We start from the raw sequence: 22456 nt of genomic DNA, 5'->3' as shown, positions 1-22456 counted from the left end.
ATTGTTAACATTTTTAAAGCCTAATCAAGTTTGTATCAAAAGTAAAAGCATTTTCAATCCAGGCCAAATCATAAGCGCTGCCTAAAAATGACTGCTGTGGTATTTTTGCAAGCGGTTGTAAAAAGTCGATACAAACCACATCAAAACGCAGTGCATATAGGTTAAATTGTGGATATTGCTGTAAAAAAACCAAAGCCGTGTGCATAATTTTACGTTGTTTAGCCAAAGTGATTACTTCAGTGGCACGCCCCCATGCGTTCGGTTGACGCGCTTTCACCTCGACAAAAATCAGCTCATCTTGTCGCGTCATAATTAAGTCAATTTCACCAAAGCGGCTATGATAATTGCGCTGCAACATCTTAAAACTGTGCTGTTCTAAGTAAGTTTGGGCTTGTTGTTCGGCCCATTGACCCAGCATTTGGTTGAAGCTCATATATTGCTCCTTGGCAATTGCCTGTAATCTGCACCCTTTTTGGCTGGCTTTTCGGGTAAAATAGCCGATTGCCTGTATTTTTATTGTTGAGGAGAGTTCGATGAGTGCTCAGTTATTTGTGGTCGCTACGCCAATTGGGCATTTAGATGACATCACCTATCGTGCGATTGAGGTCCTCAAATCGGTGAGTATTATTGCCGCCGAAGATACCCGCACCTCAGCGCAACTGCTTAAACATTTTAATATTAATACGCCTTTGACCGCCTGTCATGAGCACAATGAAAGCAACAAGATTGATTTGTTGATTCAGCGCTTAGTGAACGGTGAAAATATGGCGCTCATTAGTGATGCAGGAACGCCTCTCATTAGTGATCCTGGTTTTAAATTGGTACGTGCCGCACAAGAAAACGGTATTCGTGTGATTCCTGTCCCTGGGGCATGTGCAGCTATTGCAGCCTTAAGCGCAGTAGGTTTACCAAGTGACCGTTTTAGTTTTGAAGGCTTTTTACCTTCAAAACAATCACAGCGTTTATTACATCTCAATCGTTTAAAAGATGAAACGCAAACTTTAATTATTTATGAAGCACCGCATCGTATTTTAGATTGTGTGCAAGATATGGCGGATGTGTTTGGTGCTGATCGCCCTGTGGGTTTTGCGCGTGAGATTACCAAAACCTTTGAAACCATTAAAAAAATGACTTTAGGTGCATTGGTTGAATTTATTAAAAATGATCACCATCAGCAAAAAGGTGAAATTGTTTTAGTGATTGGCGGTGCGACCGTTGAAAAAGATTTAGAACAAGAAAAACTTGATCAGTTATTAACGCGTTTATTACAAGATTTATCTGTAAAAGCAGCTTCGCAATTGGCAGCAGACTTAACGGGTATTAAAAAGAAAGTCGCTTATCAACGCGCTTTAGAACTGACCGATAAAGCTTAAAAAAAGGCCTCGCAATTGCGAGGCTTCTTTTTAGTCACGTACATTTTCATCGGCAGGCACTTCGGTAATACGACCACCGCGTGCTAAGAATGCTGCAACTTCGTCCTCTAAAGCTTGGCGTTGCTTTTGCTTTGCCGTTACCGTTAATGTTTCAGCTTCTGCAACATCGGTATCGCTTGGTGTATCTTCGCTTACGCTCGCGCCTTTTTCTGCTGCTTGCGCTTCGTCTTCATCTACTGCGGTTTCGTCTACTTCATCATAATCATTGGCATCAGTCATTATAATCTCCCCAGAATGACATCGTCTGTAAATTATGAAGAAATTTAGCAAGCAATTGGCGTTTCGCCTAGTACTATGAGTAACAAAATTGTGCTTTTTTTAATCAAAATCGTAACCATTTCTTGATGACTGCACAAAAAACGAGTGACTTAGGCTATATGGCATAACGGGTATTTTTCAAACTGTTTAAACCTGCCGCTTGTTGCATAAATAAATCTTTAGCCCAAGCAGATTGTTCTACCTGTTTAAGCCCAAAATTACGTGCCCAAACCACAGGCGTCAACTGGGTGGTTTCCAACCAACCTAGCGCAGACATGCTATGCATCATGGCTTCATTTTGGCCTTTACGGCTATGTTCATAACGTCTTAAAGTTTGCACATGCGCCCATACGCCACGCTCAGCATCGCGCAATAAGGCATCACACAGCACGGCAGCATCAAGGCAACCAATATTGACCCCTTGGCCTGCCAATGGATGAATCACATGCGCAGCATCGCCAATTAAGGCTAAACCATCACGCACATACGTTTGAGCAGCACGGGCTTTAAGTGGAAAAGTCGCGCGTGGGGTTGCTTCCAATACCTCACCCAACATATGCTGACTTTCTAAGCTAAGTAATTTGCAAAATGCAGCATCGTCTAATTGGGCATATTCTTCGGCATAATCCTCAGGCAAAGTCCAAACAATGGATTGCCAGTGACCATTCTGTTCAGGCGTTAAACTTGCCATAGGTAAATACGCCAAAGGGCCTGTTTCTAAAAAAATCTGCCGTGCGACATATTGATGCGGCTTTTGGGTACGAATCGCGCAGCTTAAACCAGCTTGCTTGTAATCTAAAACATCTAAGTCAATAAAGGCCTGTTCACGCACAAAAGAGTTGGCGCCATCGGCACCAATCACTAACTTGGTGGTAAGCTTTGTGCCATCTGCTAAATGAATAAACCATACCTCATTGGCCTGCTCAATTCGTAGCACCTTGACTTGCGTACGATAATCCTGCACCGCGCTTTGCATTTGGCTTTGAATCGCAAGGTTTAAAATGCTCGGTTCGACCATGGAACCTAAGATGTGTTCTTGCCATGGCGTACGTGTACTGGCCTGACCAAACATAATCTCGCCATAGCCATTTTTGTTCCACACCTGCATACCGCTATATGGCATTTGACGAGCGATATGCTGCCATACCCCAGCGGTTTTGAGTAGATGAATGCTGGCTTGGCTTAAAGCCAATACCCGTGAATTGGCTTGTGCCAACACTTGCTTGGCATCTAAGACAGGTGCTGCATCTAAAACTGTGACCTGTACCCCGCCCTGCGCCAATAATAGCGCAGTTAAACCGCCGACCAGACCACCGCCAATAATGACAACGTCTAAGACCTGATCTGTCATGCTTTAAGCCCCATCGCATAATTAGCGACCAAAGGTTTAAAGCCCGGAATAGTTTCAAATGCAACCAGACCAGTATTGCGAATCAGTTTTAAAATGATGTTTTGATTGCTAAAACCGCGCACTACTAGATCACAAAAACGAATCACGCGCTGTTGATCTTTAATACGCGCTTGCTCATAAGCTTTGAGCATCTCTGGCTCACCAATATCTTGCTGCTCGGCCAACTGCTCCATCAAGAAGCGGCGTAACACATGCGCATCACGTAAGCACAAGTTAAAACCTTGTCCGGCAACAGGATGAATGGTATGCGCTGCATTACCCATGAGTACCACACGCCCCACCGCTTGTTTTTCCGCTAACACTTGTGACAATGGATAAGTAAAGCGTTTACCCGTTTTTTCAAATTTACCAGCACGATCGCCATAGGTATTTTGTAATGCGCTTAAAAAATGCTGATCATTTTCTTCACCGAGCCATTCATGTTCGGTGCCTTTTTTCACAGGCCAAACCACAGAACGACGATATTCGCCCGGTAAAGGCAACAATGCCAAAGGCCCTAATGCACTAAAGCGTTCAAAACCAATATGTTGATGCGGTTTTGACGTTTGCACGGTAGTCACAATCGCGACTTGATCATACTCATGGGTTGAAAAACCAATACCTAAGGCTTTACGACAAAAGGAATCACGGCCATCTGCAGCAATCACCAAAGGGGCTTCGATGTTTAACAGTTCATCACCGCGTTGAGCTGTAAGATAAGCCATCTGTTGATCTTGCGTTAATGAGGTCACTTGTACCCCATCAATCAGTTCAATATTTGTATGCTGACGTGCTTGGCTGAGTAGAATACGACCAAGCCATGCGTTTTCAATCACTTGACCAAAGCTTTCGACTTTTTCTTTTTCAGCAATTAAACGCGCCTTACCAAAACTGCCTTGCTCAGTAATATCCACTTGTAAAATTGGGGTGGCATATTGTTGCAACACATCCCATAAACCCAATTCTTGATAAATTTGTACGCTACGACGTGACAATGCCGTATTTCGGGCATCAAAACTTGAATGGTATGGGGCTAAATTGGCATCGTCATAATTTGGATATGAGATCGCTTCTAACAGCTTCACTTGAATACCGGCTTTGGCCAGCATGAGTGCCAAACTTAAGCCCACCATTCCACCACCAACGATGACAACCTGTTGTTGCAACATATGCATTCCCTAAAATAAAAAAGTCTTGTTATGCTTGCGCCATCAGCGCTTCGATATCTTCTACTGTTTTTACCACAGCTTGCGTGAGTACCACAGGCCCGTTACCTGTTGCCACCACATCATCTTCAATGCGAATACCAATACCACGCCATTTTTCATCGACTGTCTCATCGTCTGGCGCGATATACAGTCCCGGCTCTACTGTGACCACCATACCTTCTTCGTAGTTACGCCATTCACCATCGACTTTATAACGACCGACATCATGCACATCCATGCCCAGCCAATGCCCCGTACCATGCATATAAAATTGACGATAGGTTTCTTGGGCAATAATTTTTTCTTTGTCGCCTTGCATAATGCCTAGATCAAGTAAGCCTTGCACCAAAATATCGACTGCAACATGATGTGGCTCTTTATAAGAATTGCCAATTTGCACTGCATTAATTGCGGCAATTTGCGCATCTAAGACAAGGTTATACAGGGCTTTTTGTTCTGGGCTAAATTTACCATTCACTGGGAAGGTACGTGTGATATCTGAGGCATATAGCTCATACTCACACGCTGCATCAATTAAAACTAAGTCGCCGTCTTTGAGTTCTTGGTTATTTTCCACATAATGCAAAATACAGCCGTTTTGACCACCACCGACAATACTATTATATGACGGCACACAGCCATGCTGACCAAAAATATAATTCAATTCTGCTTCAAGCTGATATTCCATCATGCCCGGTTTCACCGCTTGCATGGCACGGGTATGTGCTTGGGCAGAAATATCTGAGGCTATTTGCATCAGTACAATTTCTTGCGCGTCTTTATGTAAACGCATTTCATCCAAAATTGCATCCAATTGCATAATTTGCTCTGGGGCACTGGTGCCACGGCGCGATTCACCGTTGGCATTGGCAATCCATTTGGCAACACGCGCATCAAAATCTGCATTTTGCCCAATACGATAAAACAATTGGTCTTTATCGAGTAACTTCTCAATGATTTCCTCATCAAGCAGATCAATGGCATAGGCTTCATCCGCCTCAAAGTCATCGATCGCGCCATCTACACCTGCACGGTAACCATGCCAAATTTCCATTTCACGATCGCGTTCACGGCAAAATAAGCTATAGCTATAGCCTTCTTCTGCATCGTCAAAGGTTTCAATCACTGCCACAGCTTCAGGTTCAGCAAATCCGGTGAGATAGAAAAAGCTACTATCAGCACGGAATTTGTAATCCGCATCACGGTTACGCATATACACCTGATTGGTGGCAATAATCGCAATACTACGTGGCCCCATCTGTTCGGCTAAACGATCACGACGGGCTTGAAAATCAGCTTGAGTCAGTTTTGTCATTGAAAAGTTCTTCTTAAAAAGTAGGAATTGCCTTAGCTTGGACGATGTGGGGTAAACATTTCCACCACGTCTTGTTGCGTTTCACCGTTCATGGCTGCAGCAATACGCGATTTTGCTTGGTAATTTTGTAACAAAGAACTTTCAGCCACTGCAACCTTTTTACGACCCATCGACAAGCTAATTGGAATTAAACGTACAAATTCGTATAACTCTTGATAGCTTTGCTCACCTTCTTCGTCATTATCTGATTCATCAAATTCAACTGCCGCAACATCTTGTAAATGTTCAATCAGTTCTAATTCGTCAGGACGGATATGACCTGAAGCCAAACCAAAGCCAAGTACTACACCTGCTGCCCAATCTGCCAAAGCCTGTACGCGTTCTGCGAGTGGATGCTCGTCATCTGGTAATAAAGGCAAGTAATCTAGCTCTTCTTCCGATAAAGCATGCGCGATATCTTCACCTTCTTGAGCCAATAACTCTAAACCTTCCTCATCCAGTGGCGGTACATTCAATGTGGCTAAGATTTGCTGCCACTCATCCGCTGTTGGCGCTTCAGTCACACAGATCACGCCAGTTACTAAACCATGTAATTCGCTTGGGCTTGAAATTTCTTCAATCTCAGCAAAATTACCGTCCCACTCGTTCCAACCTGAAATATCGTCTTGCATTCGCTTATCCAATCTCTATACTTCGTATATATTACCTTTGTTTGCAATACTGTGCGACTCCGTTATGTTAGAAGAATTACAGCGTCTTCAGGCGCATATTAGTGCGTTAAAGACGCGCCTTGATCACTATGAGCAAGAAAATCAACTGCTGCATAGCGCCAAAGCAACTGAGGCCGAGCAACATCATGCCGAAATTGCGCAAAAAATTGGCATTATCACGCAAAAGCAGCAAGAAATTGATCAGCTCACTGAAAAAGCCAGCCAAAGCAATAAGCAACTGAAGCAGATGACACACGATGCTGCAGCGCTTGCTGATCGATATAATCGTTTAGAAAAAAGCTGTACTGATCTAAAAAACCGCTTTCAAGAAATTTTATCTGAGCGTAATGAGTTACGTACGCTACAAGAAAAGTTACAAAATGAACAACGCCAAAGCCAGTTAGAAATTAACGCGTTACAACAAGAACGTGGACGTTTATTACAAAAAAATGAACTGGCACAAGCCAAAGTTGAAGCCATTATTCAACGCTTAAATATTTTGGGCACCCCTCAAGATAAAAATGCTGAAGAAATTGGCAAGCTTGCTGAACTTAGCGATCAGAATGAGGGTGTATAAATGAGTGAACAAATTCCAGTAGAACTACGAGTACTTGGACATAGCTTTCGTTTAGCGACAACCGCAGAAAAACAGCCTGAGCTTGAACATGCCGTTGAACTCCTAAATGAAAAATATGAAGAGTTTCGTCGTAAAGCACCTCGTATGGAACCTAGCAAGCTGATCATTATGGTGGCTTTAGAGCTAATGCAAGAGGTTTTATCACTCAACAAAAGTGTACAAGAGTATGAGCATTGCGAAATTTTACTTAGCAATGTGTTAGCAGAACTAGATCAATATGTTGCAGAAAAAAATCCGCTGCCGCAGACAGATTAATTTTGTACAAAGTCTAAACAGTTGCAATCTAAGTTTACATTGTTAGCGCGACAAAAAGTTGCCAAGCGCCTAAGTTCAGTTATACTTGCCCTACGTCTGAGGTGTACGCCAGCGGGTCTATTCCCCTGAGCCGATACTTAAACTTACGGATTGCGTTCTGCATATTTAGAGCGTATGCCCACCTCGAGTGGGAAACCCAGCAAGTATGCGTCGCGTCCACCTTGAACTCTTCGGGTTCAAGGGTAATGACATGCAGCGGCACCGTCGGATAAAAAATTCTATAAAAATCCCAGTACGAGATACTGGGATTTTTTTGTCTCAAAGGCAAGTTCAACTTGCCTTTGACGTTTATGCTACCTTAACGACCCATCATACGGTGCTGCTGCGCTTCTGCTTGGCGTAGCTCATCGTAATACACTGGATTGAAACTACATGCGCTAACCAATGCCGCTAATAATGCAACGCAAATTACTTTTAACATAGCTCGAACTTTTTACTTAATTGGGGAGAAGTTTCTTCAATGCGCTTACTATAGCGAGCGATTTAAAATAGGTAAAACTGATAAATTTAATACTTACAATCTAAAAATCAGATAAATTTTTTGCTACATTTTTTTGACGTCATTGCAGCCTCGCATAGCTTAAGATAATAGATCTCTGTAAACACAGCAGAGTATGGAAGGGCGAGGATTGCCTAACCTTAGCCACAACACACAACAACAATCAAACGCTCAATTTCTTACTCTTTACTCAATCAACTTTATAACCCTTGCTATGCTTTGAGCGCTCTTGATACCAACTGTACAGGTGGATCTATGTTGAATTATAAAGCAGCCTTTGTCACAGCAATTATGCTGGCTTTAGTCGGCTGTCATAAACAAGCCAAAGTGCCTTCGTATATTGAAGTACAACCTACTAAACCAACAAAACCGATGCAACCAATGCCACAACCCGTGGAATACATTAACTTAACTTCAGACACCTTATTTAGATTTAATGGTTCAAGCAGCAGTGACTTATTGCCTGCTGGACGTGCGAAGTTAGATGAAATTGCCCAAGGTCTAAAAGCACGCTATGTTTCTATTCAAAGTATTGAGTTAGTGGGTCATACCGACCGCTTAGGTCAAGCTGAATATAACTATACTCTAGGGATGAAACGCGCCAAAACTGTGTATGATTATTTACGCAGTCGTGGTATTCCTGCCAACATCATGTCGTATAAGAGCGCTGGTGAAAATCAACCCGTAACTGATGGCTGTCCAAATGTCAGCCCACGTGCCAGTCTGATCCAATGTTTACAACCTGATCGTCGGGTAAGTATTGGAATACAAGGGAATAAACGTTAATTTTCATATAAAAACTCAGCTATTTTGGCTGAGTTTTTATTTCAATTTTCAAGTAAAGTATTTCACAGCAAACAAACAAAACTGCTTAGCCCATCACAAAAACAACCTTCTTTTTGCATTTTTTGAAATTTTATTAATCAAAATACAATTTTTTTCTTAAAATATTTTTTTATTTTACAGCTACTTATTTAGCCATCTGCACTTTGTTAATCTTTCAGGAGTGTTCATAATTTATACATTGTTCTAGAATAATCCCAAGGTCATCAGACTCTAATCTTACGAGAGCATTTTGTTCAGCCAAGAGCGAGAAAAAATCATTTAAATAATTTAACCATACTTGGCTATAAAATGTACTAAACAACTATAAGCGAATGCGCGCAGCATTGCAGTGTATTCAAGTGAAAATAACAACTATAGGTTGAACTATGTTAAATAAAATCATCATTGCTTCAGCGCTCGTCGTGGGACTGTCTGCCTGTACGAGCAAGCCTTATGACTATAGCCAGCCCCCTAAACCGGCTGATTATAGTAAGCCGGCCAATATCTATCCACCCTTTCAAGTACAACATGCTGGTGCTAAGCCACTTTATGTACAGCGTGATAGTAAACTTTGCCCGCCAGATACTTTAGATAAGCAAAAATGTCCAACTTATTTTTATATCAATGATCACAAAGTTGCTGACTTCTATGCTAACAACACCGGTTCTTTCTACGTAAAACCAGAAACTTACACCTTAAAGGTACGTAATTGTAATACCGGCAAATGCTTGGTTGATGAAGTTAAAATCTGTGTCAATGATGGCCTACGTGACAATAAATTAGTGTTGTCTTTGGACGAAAATAACCGTCCGATTATCAACCATAGCAGTGGTCGTAAAAATATTAACTGTGAAAAACCAGTACCACCGCCACCGCCACCACCAGAGTTCATTAACCTTGCAGCCGATACGCTGTTTAAGTTTGATAAGTTTAAAACTGAAGATTTACTTCCAGCCGGACGTGCTAAACTTGACGAAGTTGCTGATGTAATTCGTAATGGTTATGTGTCTGTGAATTCTATTGAATTGATTGGTCACACTGACCGTCTAGGTTCAGATCAATATAACTATACATTAGGTATGAACCGTGCCAAGACTGTACGTGAATACTTAGTTACTCGCGGTGTGCCTGCCAACATCTTAAGCCACTCAAGTGCAGGTGAAACTCAACCTGTAACCAATGGCTGTCAAGGCGTTACACCTCGTGCGAAGTTAATTGAATGCTTGCAACCAGATCGCCGTGTAACTGTTGCAATTAGCGGTGTGAAAAAAGTGAAATAATACAAAAATCCTGAGTTTAAAGTTAAGCTCAGGATTTTGATTTTACGGATATAAGTTTATATTGCCTTATATCCGTATTTTTATGCGCTTCTTTATGTCTTCATCCTTAGCACAATTACGGCGCCAACTGCGTCAACAACGTCGTCGTGTTTCTAGCTTTAAACAGCGCCAATCTCAGCAGCTCATCTTTGCACGGCTACGTCACCACCCTATTTTTAAACAGCAGCAACGTATTGGGTTGTATTTACATGCCTTTGGTGAAATCCATACCCGTCTATTGATCCTTGAATGCTTTCGTTTAGGGAAACAGGTGTATTTACCGATGATTTGCAATATGAACCAGCATTTGCACTGGGTAAAGATCAACCAACAACAATATTTAACTCGTCGTTTTGCTCAGCATCGTTTGGGCATGCAACAGGCCATGCAAAGCCGTGCCTATTCTGTGCGCCACCTTGATTTGCTGATTATGCCGCTATTGGCCTGTGACCATACGGGTACACGCTTAGGCATGGGCGGTGGTTTTTATGATAAAACTTTATCACGGGCCCATAAAAAACCCTATCGTTTGGGTCTAGCGCACGATTTTCAGTTATTGGATCAACCCTTGGTGCGTGAGGTTTGGGATCAACCGCTAGATGCGTTACTAACACCACAGCATTTTTTAAAGTTTAAGCGCCACACTTCAGCCTAATACGAAGATAAATGTACAATTTTTCTAGTTTTCATAGAAATTATTGGTTTTTACACTTGTATTTTTAAAATTACCCATCACTATTAAATCATGGCAACACCGTTGTCACCTAGGAGTGCCCATGTCTGAAATTATGATGAATGAAGAAACCTTAGCACTAGAGGTGCCAAGCATATTACCTCTTTTAGCGCTACGTGATGTTGTGGTGTATCCACACATGCAAATTGCGCTGTTTGTTGGTCGTGAAAAATCGATCAATGCAGTTGATGTGGCGCGTAACAGTGACAATCTTGTATTTGTAGTTGCACAAAAAGATTCGCTTACAGAAGAAATTGATCACGATAATTTATATCAATACGGTACTGTCGCGAAGATTGTGCAAGTTGTAAATCACGAAAATGATGAAAACTGTATTAAGGTCCTCATAGAAGGCCTACACCGCGCCAAACTAGAACGCATTATCGACCAAGACAGCTATTTAACTGCTGAGCATAGTTTAAGCCCAATGAGCGTGACGCTTGAGCAAGAAACTCAAGAAAACCGCCTGCTTGAATTACGTGCTTTATTTGCCCAATACGCTGAAGCTAAATTACGTAATGCGCGTGAATTGATTGCAGCTGCGAATAAAATTGATGACTTATTGCAGTTATTGTTCTTTGTTGCGACTCGTGTTCCACTGAATATTGATGTAAAACAAAAGTTCTTAGAACATGACGAGTTTGAAGCACATTTAACTGAACTCATGACCTATTTGCTGCAACAATCTGAAGAACAACAGATTGAGCAAACTTTGCATGATTCAGTCAAACGCCAAATGGAAAAGAATCAGCGCGAATACTTCTTAAATGAAAAAATGAAGGTGATTCAGCGCGAACTTTCTGACATGAATGGTGGTGCCGAAGATGATGTTGCTGAAATTGAGCGTCGTTTAAGCGAAGCTGATTTACCTGAGCATGTACGCAAAAAAGCTGAAAACGAATTCCGTAAGTTAAAAGCGATGCAACCCGCTTCAAGTGAAGCAGCTGTCGTGCGCAATTACTTAGAAGTGATTTTGGATACGCCTTGGAACAAAGCCAGCAAGGTCAGTATTAACTTAAACAAAGCCCAAGATATTTTAGATTCAGATCACTATGGTTTAGACGATGTCAAAGACCGTATTGTCGAATATCTCGCAGTGCAATCACGCGTGAAAAAATTACGTGGTCCAATTCTATGCTTAGTTGGTCCTCCTGGTGTGGGTAAAACCTCATTGGGTGAATCGGTTGCTAAAGCAACAGGTCGTGAATTTGTGCGTATGGCGCTTGGCGGCGTGCGTGATGAAGCGGAAATTCGTGGTCATCGTCGTACTTATATTGGTGCGATGCCAGGTAAAATTGTGCAGTCACTCAGCAAAGTTGGGGTAAAAAACCCACTATTCTTGCTCGATGAAATCGATAAGATGGCGCAAGACTACCGTGGTGATCCTGCTTCTGCATTACTTGAAGTACTTGATCCATCACAAAACAGTAAGTTTAACGATCACTATCTTGATCTAGATTTAGACTTATCTGAAGTGATGTTTATCTGTACTGCCAACAGCATGAATATTCCTGAAGCGCTGCTTGACCGTATGGAAGTGATTCGTCTACCAGGTTATACCGAAGATGAAAAAGTCAATATTGCTGAACGTTACTTAGTACCAAAAGCTATTAAGAACAATGGCCTACGTGCTAAAGAATTGACTGTGCATGAAGAAGCGATCCGTGACATCGTACAACGCTATACGCGTGAAGCGGGTGTACGTAGCTTAGAGCGTGAAGTATCTAAAATTGCGCGTAAAGTAGTTAAAGAAGCGGTCAGCAAAAAAGCCAAAAACCTACAACTTGAAGTGACCTCGGCTAATCTGCCTGATTACTTAGGACCACATAAATTTGACTTTGGTATGGCGGAAGAAACGCCAGAAGTGGGCCGTGTTAATGGTTTAGCATGGACCTCAGTTGGCGGTGAATTACTCACTATTGAAGTGGCTGCAGTACCGGGTAAAGGTAAATTTATTACCACGGGTTCTTTGGGCGATGTGATGAAAGAATCCATCACTGCTGCCATGACCGTGGTACGTACACGTGCTGACGAACTTGGCATTGAAGCATCACGTTTTGAAGAAACTGATGTACATGTGCATTTACCAGAGGGTGCGACACCTAAAGATGGTCCATCAGCCGGTTTAGCATTAACCACTGCCCTTGTTTCAGCATTTACCAAAATTGCGATTCGTCCAGATATCGCGATGACGGGTGAAACTAGCCTTGGTGGCCGTGCGATGCGTATTGGTGGTTTAAAAGAAAAACTACTGGCTGCACATCGTGGTGGCGTAAAACTGGTGTTTATCCCGCAAGACAACGTGCGTGATTTGGCTGAAATTCCAGAAAATGTCAAAGCAGGTCTAGAAATTAAAGCGGTGAAATCGATTGATGAAATTTTACCATTGGCTTTAGTGGAACAACCTAAACCTTTGAGCAAAACACCTTTAGTTAAAACCAGCAGTGAAGAAAAAGTTGCGCGTCATTAATTGAGGCAAAACTTAAAGCAAAAAGAGCGCCACGGCGCTCTTTTTTATGTAACTTTTTATTGGTTAAACTTGCAATCTCAGTCATTTAACCGCACTTTATACAAGATACTGACAATACATTTAGCTATTGTTTTGGTCATCTGTGTCTCCAGACGGATGATCTTTTTAATCGCAGTCCTTTGGCTTTTAAGGACTGCGTTTTTTATATCTATTGACTGATACTATTGACTACACCATTGATCACTGCTGCCATTTTTTTATAGTCTAAACGTTGTATTTCTACCTCAGGGCGGTATTGATTGGTATTACGATAAGCGCCTGTATCGGTAATTAACACAGCAGGTAGATTGTATTTCCAATAACTTAAATGATCAGAATCTGCAAAAACGTTTAATACAGGCAAACTAAAGCGCTCACAGTCCAATTGATCTAATGCTTGCATGTTTTGACAGTACTGCGCTGCAATCTCGCGCGAGGCCATATTGCTGACCACCGCCACAAAATTGGCATGTTCTGGATATAACCATTTTAACCCAATCGGATACTGTTGTACGGCAGCATGATCATAAAAGCCAATTTGATCAAATATATAGACTGCTTTAACAGGTTCTGCTGCATTAACTAAGCTTTTGGCATGTCGAATACTGCCCATGTGTTCGCTATTTAAATAAGGAGCGCTGCCTAAGGTATAAAACACAAATTCTACATTATGTTTTAAGCTGTTTTTATGTTGACTCAGCACATGCGCTGCTTCAACCACACCCGCCACACCCGAGGCATTATGGTTGATGCCGCGACTCTCCCCTTCTACATCATAATGTGCGCCAAGCACGACTTTGTCCGAATGACCTGCATTCAAATGACACACTACATTACGATACTGCTTTTGATTCAAATTAAAATTCTGATATTGGCAAGGAATTGAAAATAAACGCATTTGTTCCATGAGCCATGCAGCGGTGCGATTTAACTCCTGTGGATTTTTATAATTGCGTGCATATTGCATTGGCCCCAGTACTTGTGCCAAAAATAACTTAATATTGTCCGCCTCTGCTTGAGCGGGTGCAGCGTTGACGGTGCTTGCTAATGTGAGCACAACCCCAATAAAACCGCCAATAATCAAACGCATTTATTTTTATTCCATCATCAATGATTGTTGCTTTTTTCTTCTATAAACCATAAATCCAGCCTGCTTTTCAAGAGGCTTTTTCCTAAAGTCGCACGCGCAGTATATACTGAGCGCTTGATTGACAGGCAAGCATTCGTTATGAAAATTCGTATTTTGACCATTGGGCAAAAAATGCCAGCATGGGTATTAACTGGTTTTGAAGACTATTTCAAACGTATTCAACCCTTTGTACAAACCCAAATTATTGAGTTGCCGATGGCTAAACGCGGTAAAAATGACTCCGAAGCCGATATTTTAAAATACCGTAATCTTGAAGGTGACAGCATTTTAAATGCCATGAAACACAATGAAGTGCTGATTGCTTTAGAGGTGGGTGGCCGTGAATTTAGCACCGAAAAACTGGCTGAAACCATGAAAGCTTGGATGCTCGAAGGCAATGATATTGTACTGGCGATTGGTGGGCCTGATGGTCATTCTGAGGCGGTGCGTAAAGCCGCAGCATGGCACTGGTCTCTCTCTAAACTCACTCTACCGCACCCGATGGTACGTGTCATGCTGATTGAGCAGCTCTATCGCGCCATGAGCATTAACCACAATCATCCCTATCATCGCGCTGGATAACGTTTTATATTTGCAACAATACGTTGAACAACTCAGACTTTATCGCAACACTGACATTTGACACAATCATGTTCTTGATTGAATTTGGTATTAAGGTATGAAGCTACAGACTCTTCCCGGCTTATTTATCTCGCATGGCTCTCCGATGCTTGCAATCAACCCTGAACAAGTCGGGCCAGCCTTACAGCGTTTAAGCCTTAATTTACCCAAGCCACAAGCCATTATCGTGATGTCTGCGCATTGGGAAAGTCAGGCCTTAGAAGTCAGTACAGCCACACGTCCTGATACATGGCACGACTTTCGTGGCTTCCCTGCCGAACTCTACGAGATTCGCTATCCAGCTGCAGGTGCGCCTGAATTAGCTGAACGAATCTTAGATCGTCTGAATCAAGCAGGTCTGCATGCACATGCCAATAGTAGTCGTCCGCGTGATCATGGCGTATGGATGCCGCTGTTACATATGTACCCAGATGCCAATATTCCAGTGGTGGAAATCTCTTTACCCATGCAAATAAGCAGTCATGAAATTTATCAAATTGGACAAGTGCTGGCAGCATTTCGCCAAGAGCAAATTTTATTGATTGGTTCTGGCAGTATCACGCATAATTTACGTGAATTGGCTTGGGATGGACGCCCTGCGAGCGTACCCACATGGGCTTCGACCTTCCGTAATTATGTGGTGCATAAATTACAGCATAGCGATATCGAGGCGATTTTAGATTACGCCACAATTCCTTATTTGCAAAACAATCACCCAACCCTTGAACATTTTGCCCCGCTGTTTTTTGCCATGGGCACAGGTCCGCGTTTTAGCATTGTACACAGTAGCTTTACAATGGGTGCTTTAGGAATGGATATTTATCGCTTCGATTAAAAAAATTAAACAATCTCAGCGGATACATTTTGCTACTAAATCTAGCGAAATTATCCGTTTTTTTTAATTATATTAAAGGCTGTATTTTCAATAAAATAGAAGACGTATCTCATGCGCTTATCTTATATTGCTCTTGTTTTATTGCCTCTATCATTGGCAGCTTGTCAAACTCATGATATTCAAAATGTACGAGATCAGGCCGTGCAACTGCTACAACAAAAAAATCCAACCAAAACCCTTGCGGCATATACTTGGCAAACCGATACAGGTGCGCCTAAGCCACTCATCTTAAACTTTGCTCAAGATGGGCGTCTTGCTATCAGCACCAGTTGTAATACCATTGCCACCTCATGGCAAGTGGATGGTCAAGACTTAGTCACAGGTAATAGTATGATGACACAAATGGCTTGTCCAACTGCTGCCATGCGCCAAGAAGCATTTGCGGCGCAGCTGTTTGATCAGGCCAAGATCCCTTTTGTGATTGATGCTAGCGACTCTCAAAAACCCACCCTTACCTTAATGGATAATACAGGGAAACGTTATGTGTTTACGGGCAGCATGACCGCAGAAACCCAATACCAAGGCGAAGGTCAGGTGATGTTCTATGAAATTCATCCACAAACCAAAACCTGTACGGGCATGATGCGTCAGCAATGCTTACAGGTCAAAGAGATCCGCTATAATCAACAAGGGCTGAAAATCCATCAGGATGCTAACTGGAGCTTATTTTACGGTCAAATCCAAGGCTTTGAGCATAATCCCAAAGAACGCCAAGTGATTCGGGTCAAACGTTATGACATCAAAAATCCTGCTGCAGATCAATCTAAATACGCCTATATCTATGATATGACCATTGAGCGTGGCATGCTGAAATAATCAGACATAAAAAAACCGCTCAATAGGAGCGGTTTTTTTGAGTGAGAACTAACTTAAAATTAGTAAACACCTTGCGCTAGCATTGCGTCAGCCACTTTTACGAAGCCTGCAATGTTGGCACCGTCTACATAGTTTACAGTACCGTCTTCTTTAGTACCAAACTTCACGCAGTTACGGTGAATTTCTTTCATGATTGCGTGTAAACGCTCATCTACTTCTTCAAATGTCCAACCTAAACGCAATGCATTTTGTGACATTTCAAGACCAGAAGTCGCAACACCACCGGCATTTGATGCTTTACCTGGTGCATAAAGAATCTTCGCTTCTACGAATTTTTCTACTGCGCCTAAAGTTGATGGCATGTTAGCGCCTTCAGCAACACAGATAACACCGTTAGCAAGTAATTTTGCTGCATCATCAGCATCTAACTCATTTTGAGTTGCACATGGCAATGCGATATCACATTTGATACCCCAAGGACGTTGACCTTCTAGGTATTCAAAACCATGTTTAGACGCGAATTCTGAGATACGACCACGTTTTACGTTTTTAAGTTCCATCACTTCTTTCAGAAGCTCTTCTGTGAAACCGTCTTTCACATAAACAGTACCCGCTGAGTCAGACAATGACACAACTTTAGCACCTAAATACAGTGCTTTATCAGCAGCAAATTGCGCAACGTTACCAGAACCTGAAATCGTTACAACTTTGTCTTTAAAGCTTTCGCCACGGGTTTTAAGCATTTCTTCAGCAAAGTAAACTGTACCGTAACCTGTTGCTTCAGGACGTGCCAATGAACCACCGAAAGTTAAACCTTTACCTGTGAATACGCATGAAGTGTCATTGCTGAGCTTCTTCATCATACCCGCCATGTAACCCACTTCACGGCCACCTACACCAATATCTCCCGCTGGGATATCTGTGTTTGAACCTAAGTGACGGTATAATTCGATCATTAACGCTTGGCAGAAACGCATGATTTCGCCTTCAGACTTACCTTTAGGGTCAAAGTCTGAACCGCCTTTACCACCGCCCATCGGCAATGTTGTTAAGGCATTCTTAAAGGTTTGTTCGAAACCTAAGAATTTTAAAATTGAAAGGTTTACCGATGGATGGAAACGCATACCACCTTTAAACGGACCAATTGCTGAGTTGTACTGTACACGGAATGCACGGTTTACATGAGTTTGACCTTGGTCATCTACCCAAGAAACGCGGAACTGAATCGCACGTTCTGGCTCTACTAAACGCTCAAGCAAACCATGGTCTGCGTATTGAGGGTTCTTTTCAATAAATGGCCAAAGACTGGTCATTACTTCTTCAACGGCTTGAAGAAACTCTGGTTGATGTGCGTCACGTGTTTTAACGTAATCTAGGAAGTCGTTAAGGCTGTTGTATTTCAACGCTTAATCCTCAGCAGATAAATGGATCAAAATTGGTCAAAATTTCAATCAATGATGTATTTTGGCGCAGACAATTTAATATCTTTTGTTAACAATCAGCAATAGTTTTTTGAAAAAAACTTTTTTTTAGATTTAATAACAACCATTTAAATTAATTTTCCCTACTTTTTATCATAAGTTAAATAACTTTTTCTTATGATTTTTTCAGCTCAAATCGCGCAGTTATAAGGCAAGACTTGAACCATTTTTGCGCAAAACATTTCATTTAAAAACATGCTAATATGCTTAACTTTATCCTCCCAATTAATTCTTGTTGCGCCGATGGGCAAGATCACTTTATGAACGCTCAAATTTCTCTGATTCAACAGCTTGATGCTCAATTACCGCAAACTCAATGTGGACTCTGCGGTCACCGTGATGGCTGCTTGCCTTATGCCAAAGCCATGGCTGAAGGCGAAGCTACCAACAAATGTGTGCCTGGTGGTCAGCCTGTGGCAGATGCTTTGGCGCAAATTTTGCAACGTCCTGCCCTACTTGCCGAACCAAGTGTTTGGCCGATTCAAAACGATGGTCGTCCACAGCAAATGAAAGCCGTGATTCGTGAAGATGAGTGTATCGGCTGCACCAAATGCATTAGCGCTTGTCCTGTGGATGCAATTTTAGGTGCAGGCAAACTCATGCACAGCGTTTTAAGTGATTTGTGTACAGGTTGTGAACTGTGCATTGCACCGTGCCCCGTCGACTGTATTGATCTAATCCCTGACCCTAAACCTGTGCCGAGCAAGCGCGAGCGTGAGCAACAACAAAACGACCTACGTTCACGCTATTATGCGCATATTCAACGTGAAGAACGTCGTCGTTTAGACCGTAAAGGCCCTGTGGTACGTGCCGAAATTGATACGCAACTTTTTGCCCAATTCTCGCAAGCCAGCGACCAAGTACCTACGATTGAAGTGATTGAAAAGAAAAGTGATTTAATAGCAGACCTAGATGCAAAAACCACCATCGAACTGGCCAAATTACGCACCCAAATTAAAAAATTAGAAAAACAACTCAGTGTACGCGAAGATGCCCATAAACGTGCTTTATTAGCTGATTTAAGTCAACAGCTTATTGTATTACAGGGAGAATAATATGCTCAGTACCAGCGGTAAAGCTGTAAAAAAGATGAGCAAAAAGCAAGTGCAAACTTTCTTTGAACGTTTACGCGAACAACGCCCAAATCCGACTACTGAGCTTAATTTTTCCAGTCCGTTTGAACTTTTGGTGGCAGTCACTTTATCTGCTCAAGCGACTGACGTGAGTGTTAATAAAGCCACCGACAAATTATTTCCTGTCGCCAATACACCCGAAGCGATTTACGCCTTAGGCGTGGATGGTTTAAAGGAATATATTAAAACCATCGGCTTATATAACTCCAAAGCCGAAAACGTGATTAAAGCCTGTAAGATGCTGATTGAGTTACATGGCAGTCAAGTCCCCAATAACCGTAAAGATTTAGAAGCGTTGCCCGGCGTGGGGCGTAAAACCGCCAATGTGGTGCTGAATACCGCTTTTGGTCAACCGACTATGGCAGTCGATACGCATATTTTCCGTTTGGGTAATCGTACTGGTTTAGCCATAGGTAAAGATGTACTTGAAGTCGAGCAGCGTTTACTCAAGGTTATTCCCAAAGAATTTATGTTAGATGCCCATCACTGGCTGATTTTGCACGGACGTTATTGTTGTATAGCACGCAAGCCTAAATGCCATGAATGTGTGGTCAGTGATGTATGCAACTGGCCAGATCGTTTTGATTTTGGTGCCAATAAACCCATTTTAGTGAAAAATATCGATGCATAAGCATCGATATTTTTTTGAAGCTTATTTTTTGTTATTTTTATCTAAGTCTTCTTGTAACTTGGGATGGAGTTGATAGTCTTTTTTGACGCCTTGCTCACGCTGTTGTTGTTGCGTTTGACGTAACATTTTAAAACTGATGTAGATTAGGCCCAACACTAAAATCGCACCGACAATCACCAATAAAATCGCGCCAACTTTTAGCACATCCAATTCTCAACACAAAAAAAGAGCCCTAATATGACTTAGGACTCTTTTAATGTCAAAACAAGTCAAAAACTTATTTTGCTTCGCCTAAAATCGCAAAAAGATCAGCTTGAACTTCGTCGATTGGGCGTAGACCATTTAATTTGTCATAGGTTGGTGCATTTTCGCCAGACGCTGCACGACCTTGGTAGAAACCAACCAGTTGTTCAGTTTCAGCATGGTATGAACCTAAACGCTTACGAATTGTCTCTTCTTGGTCATCGGCACGTTGTACAAGATCTTCACCTGTTTCATCGTCTTTACCTTCCACTTTTGGTGGGTTGTAAACGATATGATAAACACGACCCGATGCAGGGTGCTGACGACGACCCGATAAACGTTGTACGATTTCTTCATCTGGTACATCAATTTCGATCACATGGTCGATGTTGATGCCTTCTTTTTCTAACGCTTCAGCTTGTGGAATCGTGCGTGGGAAACCATCAAAAATACAGCCATTCACGCAATCAGGTTGCGCAATACGTTCTTTTACTAGGCCAATGATGAGTTCATCTGAAACTAAACCACCACTTTCCATCACGCTTTTAGCTTGTAGGCCAAGTTCTGATCCTTCACGAATTGCAGCACGGAGCATATCACCGGTTGAAATTTGTGGGACATTGTAGCGCTTACAGATCAACTGAGCTTGTGTACCTTTACCTGCTCCAGGTGGTCCGAGTAAGATAATGCGCATAATAAAAACATCCTCATGTTTAACATGTATATGACACTTCAAGCGATTGGCCTGTCAGCATCGATTTTATAAGAAAGCCACAAACAAATGTATTAAACCGGCCAAGAATCCGGTCACTCCCCCCAATACAATCAAAATCCATTCGTCTTCCTGAAAAGCAGGACGTAACAAATTCTGAAACTCTTGTGGCGTTAGGTCTCGAATACGATCACGGAACATTTGATAGATTTTCTGTGCACGGCTCGCATTAAAGGCTGGGTCGCATACAGGCACCATCGTAATTTCAATTGAGCGATCAATCAAGTCTGTCTTGAGTTTTGCGTACTCTTTTGGCCCCAACGACAGCTGTAAGGTGGTGCGTACCAGCGGAGTGTCCATAATTTGATTAATATGACGCTTTACAATACGGCGCGTGCGATCCTTGCGACTACCATACATCATTTCGGTCATGATGGTTTTTAAAGTAATGAGCTCTTCGGTCACAATTTTGGCAAACACCGTCGAGACTTCGTCTTGGCGTTTCATAAACGCGCCTTGAATATTATAAGTACCGATACGGGGTACAATAGGCTTGATCCAAGGAAATGCGTGATCTTGCGTGCGTTGAAAAAATTGTGGGTAACGCACAGGATGCGGCAGCATCGGATTAAAGACCATCCAAATCGCAATCCAGTTGGTCAGCAAGCCCCAAATGGCCGCCCAAAATGGTACTGTCCAATGCCATGGCACCACAAACCAAACAATCATTTGTACAAGACCAAATACCATGCCAATCAAGGCGCTAATATGCCAAATAAAATTAATTTCTTTTTGACCCACAGTTAAAAACATGCGCACCATTAAACGTCGGTCACTTTCCATACGACGCACAATCATTTCCCGCATATCGACTAAACTTTCCACATTCATGGTCAGTTCAGTGACTAATTGTTTTAAAATGGCAGGCAGCTGTTTATGTGCTTGGGCAAAGATACGCCGCTTAATTGCATAAGGTACGTTTTCCCATAAAATAGGATTACGCTCCATCATCACTTCTTCAATAAGGTTTTCTAGGTCAGCATCAACCTGCACACCAATAATTTCTGCCATTTCTTCGGGGTCCATGGCTTGTAAAAATTCTTGCAATGAACCTAGTTTAGATAAGGCATTATCGGTAATGACCCCAGAAATATGACCTGCCTTACGCGGCACAATGCCCTGCCAACCGACTGGAATTGGCCCAAGATGGAAGCCCCAAAAATTAACGGGGAAAAATACCATCTTTAATGCCATCCAGACATGCGCCCAGGTCACAAAGGCGGTGACTGGCACAATACTCAGTACTGCCCAAAAATCGGGTCGATTTAAAAACGCAAGCCACAATTCATGGATGTACTCAAGCATGTAAGGATTCCAACGATGGTTTGGGGTGGTTTAAGCCAAAAATTGCGCCAATATTCTGGGTGATTGCATTAAGCTGCTCTATCATAACCATTTTTTTAAGCAGTCGTCACCTAGCTATGTTGCGAAAATGTATAACACGACACTCTCATCAGCGCCAAGTGACTTCAGAAAAAGTCAACAATCTGGTGCTTTTTTGAGGTTGGTCGGCGCAAACGGCATGGATATGCGTTAGAATATGCCTCTTCGTTTTTTCGATCTCCATTTCAAAGCCGATTGCGT

Annotated in this window: 24 protein-coding genes and 1 other RNA gene; 13 read left to right on the top strand and 12 right to left on the bottom strand. The window is 42.2% G+C overall.

Annotation, left to right across the window (positions count from 1 at the left end; genetic code table 11):
* Positions 1-13: 13 nt before the first annotated feature.
* Positions 14-433 (bottom strand): YraN family protein, encoded by a 420-nt coding sequence (locus CYK47_RS01470; RefSeq protein ID WP_122898226.1) that lies wholly within the window; start codon positions 431-433, stop codon positions 14-16.
* Between the two features lie 100 nt (positions 434-533).
* Here CYK47_RS01470 and rsmI point away from each other — a divergent pair, with 100 nt between their 5' ends.
* Positions 534-1373 (top strand): 16S rRNA (cytidine(1402)-2'-O)-methyltransferase, encoded by an 840-nt coding sequence (gene rsmI, locus CYK47_RS01465; protein WP_122898224.1) that lies wholly within the window; start codon positions 534-536, stop codon positions 1371-1373.
* A gap of 30 nt (positions 1374-1403) precedes the next feature.
* Here the strand turns inward: rsmI and CYK47_RS01460 are convergent, their stop codons facing one another.
* The 5 genes from CYK47_RS01460 to CYK47_RS01440 form a co-directional block, all read right to left on the bottom strand.
* The gene (locus tag CYK47_RS01460) at positions 1404-1652 is read right to left on the bottom strand and encodes a hypothetical protein (protein ID WP_122898222.1); all 249 of its coding nucleotides are present in this window, start codon (positions 1650-1652) and stop codon (positions 1404-1406) included.
* Positions 1653-1806: 154 nt separating this feature from the next.
* Entirely contained in the window at positions 1807-3042 is a 1236-nt protein-coding gene (locus CYK47_RS01455) for an FAD-dependent monooxygenase (RefSeq protein WP_122898220.1), read from the bottom strand.
* Positions 3039-4247 (bottom strand): FAD-dependent oxidoreductase, encoded by a 1209-nt coding sequence (locus tag CYK47_RS01450; protein WP_122898457.1) that lies wholly within the window; start codon positions 4245-4247, stop codon positions 3039-3041. The genes CYK47_RS01455 and CYK47_RS01450 overlap by 4 nt, the downstream gene beginning before the upstream one ends.
* A 31-nt stretch (positions 4248-4278) precedes the next feature.
* On the bottom strand, positions 4279-5604 hold the full coding sequence (gene pepP / locus CYK47_RS01445; protein ID WP_122898218.1) for a Xaa-Pro aminopeptidase: 1326 nt from the start codon (positions 5602-5604) through the stop codon (positions 4279-4281).
* Positions 5605-5636: 32 nt separating this feature from the next.
* Complete coding sequence (locus CYK47_RS01440) at positions 5637-6275, bottom strand: UPF0149 family protein (protein ID WP_122898216.1); 639 nt, start codon at positions 6273-6275, stop codon at positions 5637-5639.
* A 64-nt stretch (positions 6276-6339) separates the two neighbouring features.
* Here CYK47_RS01440 and CYK47_RS01435 point away from each other — a divergent pair, with 64 nt between their 5' ends.
* The 3 genes from CYK47_RS01435 (at position 6340) to ssrS (ending at position 7481) form a co-directional block, all read left to right on the top strand.
* The gene (locus CYK47_RS01435; RefSeq protein ID WP_122898214.1) at positions 6340-6891 is read left to right on the top strand and encodes a hypothetical protein; all 552 of its coding nucleotides are present in this window, start codon (positions 6340-6342) and stop codon (positions 6889-6891) included.
* Entirely contained in the window at positions 6892-7206 is a 315-nt protein-coding gene (locus tag CYK47_RS01430; RefSeq protein ID WP_122898212.1) for a cell division protein ZapA, read from the top strand. It begins immediately after the preceding gene.
* A gap of 90 nt (positions 7207-7296) precedes the next feature.
* Positions 7297-7481, top strand: a non-coding RNA gene (ssrS, locus tag CYK47_RS01425) — 6S RNA.
* 83 nt (positions 7482-7564) lie between these two features.
* Here ssrS and CYK47_RS15765 read toward each other — a convergent pair.
* Positions 7565-7687 carry a hypothetical protein gene (locus CYK47_RS15765; protein WP_267313879.1) on the bottom strand — a complete coding sequence of 41 codons (123 nt, stop codon included), beginning with the start codon at positions 7685-7687 and terminating at the stop codon, positions 7565-7567.
* 333 nt (positions 7688-8020) lie between these two features.
* Between CYK47_RS15765 and CYK47_RS01420 the strand changes: the two genes are divergently transcribed.
* From CYK47_RS01420 to lon, 4 genes are all read left to right on the top strand, one after another.
* Positions 8021-8551 carry an OmpA family protein gene (locus CYK47_RS01420; protein WP_122898210.1) on the top strand — a complete coding sequence of 177 codons (531 nt, stop codon included), beginning with the start codon at positions 8021-8023 and terminating at the stop codon, positions 8549-8551.
* A 425-nt stretch (positions 8552-8976) separates the two neighbouring features.
* Positions 8977-9870 (top strand): OmpA family protein, encoded by an 894-nt coding sequence (locus CYK47_RS01415; protein ID WP_122898208.1) that lies wholly within the window; start codon positions 8977-8979, stop codon positions 9868-9870.
* Positions 9871-9964: 94 nt separating this feature from the next.
* A complete protein-coding gene (locus CYK47_RS01410) occupies positions 9965-10564 on the top strand; it encodes a 5-formyltetrahydrofolate cyclo-ligase (RefSeq protein ID WP_122898206.1) in 600 nt (199 codons plus the stop codon).
* 121 nt (positions 10565-10685) lie between these two features.
* On the top strand, positions 10686-13112 hold the full coding sequence (gene lon / locus CYK47_RS01405) for an endopeptidase La (protein WP_122898204.1): 2427 nt from the start codon (positions 10686-10688) through the stop codon (positions 13110-13112).
* Between the two features lie 208 nt (positions 13113-13320).
* Here the strand turns inward: lon and CYK47_RS01400 are convergent, their stop codons facing one another.
* Entirely contained in the window at positions 13321-14241 is a 921-nt protein-coding gene (locus CYK47_RS01400; protein ID WP_252150236.1) for a M28 family peptidase, read from the bottom strand.
* 138 nt (positions 14242-14379) lie between these two features.
* Here CYK47_RS01400 and rlmH point away from each other — a divergent pair, with 138 nt between their 5' ends.
* From rlmH to CYK47_RS01385, 3 genes are all read left to right on the top strand, one after another.
* Positions 14380-14862 (top strand): 23S rRNA (pseudouridine(1915)-N(3))-methyltransferase RlmH, encoded by a 483-nt coding sequence (gene rlmH / locus CYK47_RS01395; RefSeq protein WP_122898202.1) that lies wholly within the window; start codon positions 14380-14382, stop codon positions 14860-14862.
* A gap of 97 nt (positions 14863-14959) precedes the next feature.
* Positions 14960-15736, top strand: coding sequence for a DODA-type extradiol aromatic ring-opening family dioxygenase (locus CYK47_RS01390; protein WP_122898200.1), 777 nt, complete (start codon positions 14960-14962; stop codon positions 15734-15736).
* Positions 15737-15847: 111 nt separating this feature from the next.
* Positions 15848-16612: an META and DUF4377 domain-containing protein gene (locus CYK47_RS01385; protein ID WP_122898198.1), complete on the top strand. Its 765-nt coding sequence runs from the start codon at positions 15848-15850 to the stop codon at positions 16610-16612.
* Positions 16613-16671: 59 nt separating this feature from the next.
* Here CYK47_RS01385 and gdhA read toward each other — a convergent pair whose 3' ends face one another.
* Complete coding sequence (gene gdhA / locus CYK47_RS01380; RefSeq protein WP_122898196.1) at positions 16672-18015, bottom strand: NADP-specific glutamate dehydrogenase; 1344 nt, start codon at positions 18013-18015, stop codon at positions 16672-16674.
* Between the two features lie 338 nt (positions 18016-18353).
* Here gdhA and CYK47_RS01375 point away from each other — a divergent pair, with 338 nt between their 5' ends.
* Together CYK47_RS01375 and nth are read left to right on the top strand one after the other, a co-directional pair.
* Positions 18354-19148 carry an RnfABCDGE type electron transport complex subunit B gene (locus CYK47_RS01375; protein WP_122898453.1) on the top strand — a complete coding sequence of 265 codons (795 nt, stop codon included), beginning with the start codon at positions 18354-18356 and terminating at the stop codon, positions 19146-19148.
* 1 nt (position 19149) lies between these two features.
* The gene (nth, locus tag CYK47_RS01370) at positions 19150-19857 is read left to right on the top strand and encodes an endonuclease III (RefSeq protein ID WP_122898194.1); all 708 of its coding nucleotides are present in this window, start codon (positions 19150-19152) and stop codon (positions 19855-19857) included.
* 21 nt (positions 19858-19878) lie between these two features.
* Here the strand turns inward: nth and CYK47_RS01365 are convergent, their stop codons facing one another.
* From CYK47_RS01365 to CYK47_RS01355, 3 genes are all read right to left on the bottom strand, one after another.
* Positions 19879-20061 carry a hypothetical protein gene (locus tag CYK47_RS01365; RefSeq protein ID WP_164709127.1) on the bottom strand — a complete coding sequence of 61 codons (183 nt, stop codon included), beginning with the start codon at positions 20059-20061 and terminating at the stop codon, positions 19879-19881.
* 73 nt (positions 20062-20134) lie between these two features.
* Positions 20135-20794, bottom strand: a complete 660-nt coding sequence (adk, locus tag CYK47_RS01360; protein WP_122898190.1) for an adenylate kinase — start codon at positions 20792-20794, stop codon at positions 20135-20137.
* Between the two features lie 66 nt (positions 20795-20860).
* Positions 20861-22177, bottom strand: a complete 1317-nt coding sequence (locus tag CYK47_RS01355; RefSeq protein WP_122898188.1) for a DUF445 domain-containing protein — start codon at positions 22175-22177, stop codon at positions 20861-20863.
* Positions 22178-22456: the final 279 nt, after the last annotated feature.

This window comes from Acinetobacter sp. B51(2017), from assembly GCF_003711395.1.
In the GTDB taxonomy this organism is placed as follows: Bacteria; Pseudomonadota; Gammaproteobacteria; order Pseudomonadales; family Moraxellaceae; genus Acinetobacter.
Note: the sequence above shows the minus strand (reverse complement) of the source record. Positions and strands in the feature narration are given on the sequence as shown.

What these genes read in the sequence shown, in the direction of transcription:
- CYK47_RS01430 (WP_122898212.1), top strand. Translation starts at nt 6,892, where the DNA reads ATGAGTGAACAAATTCCAGTAGAACTACGAGTACTTGGACATAGCTTT.
- CYK47_RS01410 (WP_122898206.1), top strand. Translation starts at nt 9,965, where the DNA reads ATGTCTTCATCCTTAGCACAATTACGGCGCCAACTGCGTCAACAACGT.
- CYK47_RS01375 (WP_122898453.1), top strand. Translation starts at nt 18,354, where the DNA reads ATGAACGCTCAAATTTCTCTGATTCAACAGCTTGATGCTCAATTACCG.
- CYK47_RS01460 (WP_122898222.1), bottom strand. Translation starts at nt 1,652, where the DNA reads ATGACTGATGCCAATGATTATGATGAAGTAGACGAAACCGCAGTAGAT.
- CYK47_RS15765 (WP_267313879.1), bottom strand. Translation starts at nt 7,687, where the DNA reads ATGTTAAAAGTAATTTGCGTTGCATTATTAGCGGCATTGGTTAGCGCA.
- CYK47_RS01355 (WP_122898188.1), bottom strand. Translation starts at nt 22,177, where the DNA reads ATGCTTGAGTACATCCATGAATTGTGGCTTGCGTTTTTAAATCGACCC.
- CYK47_RS01385 (WP_122898198.1), top strand. Translation starts at nt 15,848, where the DNA reads ATGCGCTTATCTTATATTGCTCTTGTTTTATTGCCTCTATCATTGGCA.
- adk (WP_122898190.1), bottom strand. Translation starts at nt 20,794, where the DNA reads ATGCGCATTATCTTACTCGGACCACCTGGAGCAGGTAAAGGTACACAA.
- nth (WP_122898194.1), top strand. Translation starts at nt 19,150, where the DNA reads ATGCTCAGTACCAGCGGTAAAGCTGTAAAAAAGATGAGCAAAAAGCAA.
- CYK47_RS01400 (WP_252150236.1), bottom strand. Translation starts at nt 14,241, where the DNA reads ATGCGTTTGATTATTGGCGGTTTTATTGGGGTTGTGCTCACATTAGCA.
- CYK47_RS01455 (WP_122898220.1), bottom strand. Translation starts at nt 3,042, where the DNA reads ATGACAGATCAGGTCTTAGACGTTGTCATTATTGGCGGTGGTCTGGTC.
- pepP (WP_122898218.1), bottom strand. Translation starts at nt 5,604, where the DNA reads ATGACAAAACTGACTCAAGCTGATTTTCAAGCCCGTCGTGATCGTTTA.
- CYK47_RS01470 (WP_122898226.1), bottom strand. Translation starts at nt 433, where the DNA reads ATGAGCTTCAACCAAATGCTGGGTCAATGGGCCGAACAACAAGCCCAA.
- CYK47_RS01435 (WP_122898214.1), top strand. Translation starts at nt 6,340, where the DNA reads ATGTTAGAAGAATTACAGCGTCTTCAGGCGCATATTAGTGCGTTAAAG.
- rlmH (WP_122898202.1), top strand. Translation starts at nt 14,380, where the DNA reads ATGAAAATTCGTATTTTGACCATTGGGCAAAAAATGCCAGCATGGGTA.
- lon (WP_122898204.1), top strand. Translation starts at nt 10,686, where the DNA reads ATGTCTGAAATTATGATGAATGAAGAAACCTTAGCACTAGAGGTGCCA.
- rsmI (WP_122898224.1), top strand. Translation starts at nt 534, where the DNA reads ATGAGTGCTCAGTTATTTGTGGTCGCTACGCCAATTGGGCATTTAGAT.
- CYK47_RS01415 (WP_122898208.1), top strand. Translation starts at nt 8,977, where the DNA reads ATGTTAAATAAAATCATCATTGCTTCAGCGCTCGTCGTGGGACTGTCT.
- CYK47_RS01440 (WP_122898216.1), bottom strand. Translation starts at nt 6,275, where the DNA reads ATGCAAGACGATATTTCAGGTTGGAACGAGTGGGACGGTAATTTTGCT.
- CYK47_RS01420 (WP_122898210.1), top strand. Translation starts at nt 8,021, where the DNA reads ATGTTGAATTATAAAGCAGCCTTTGTCACAGCAATTATGCTGGCTTTA.
- CYK47_RS01390 (WP_122898200.1), top strand. Translation starts at nt 14,960, where the DNA reads ATGAAGCTACAGACTCTTCCCGGCTTATTTATCTCGCATGGCTCTCCG.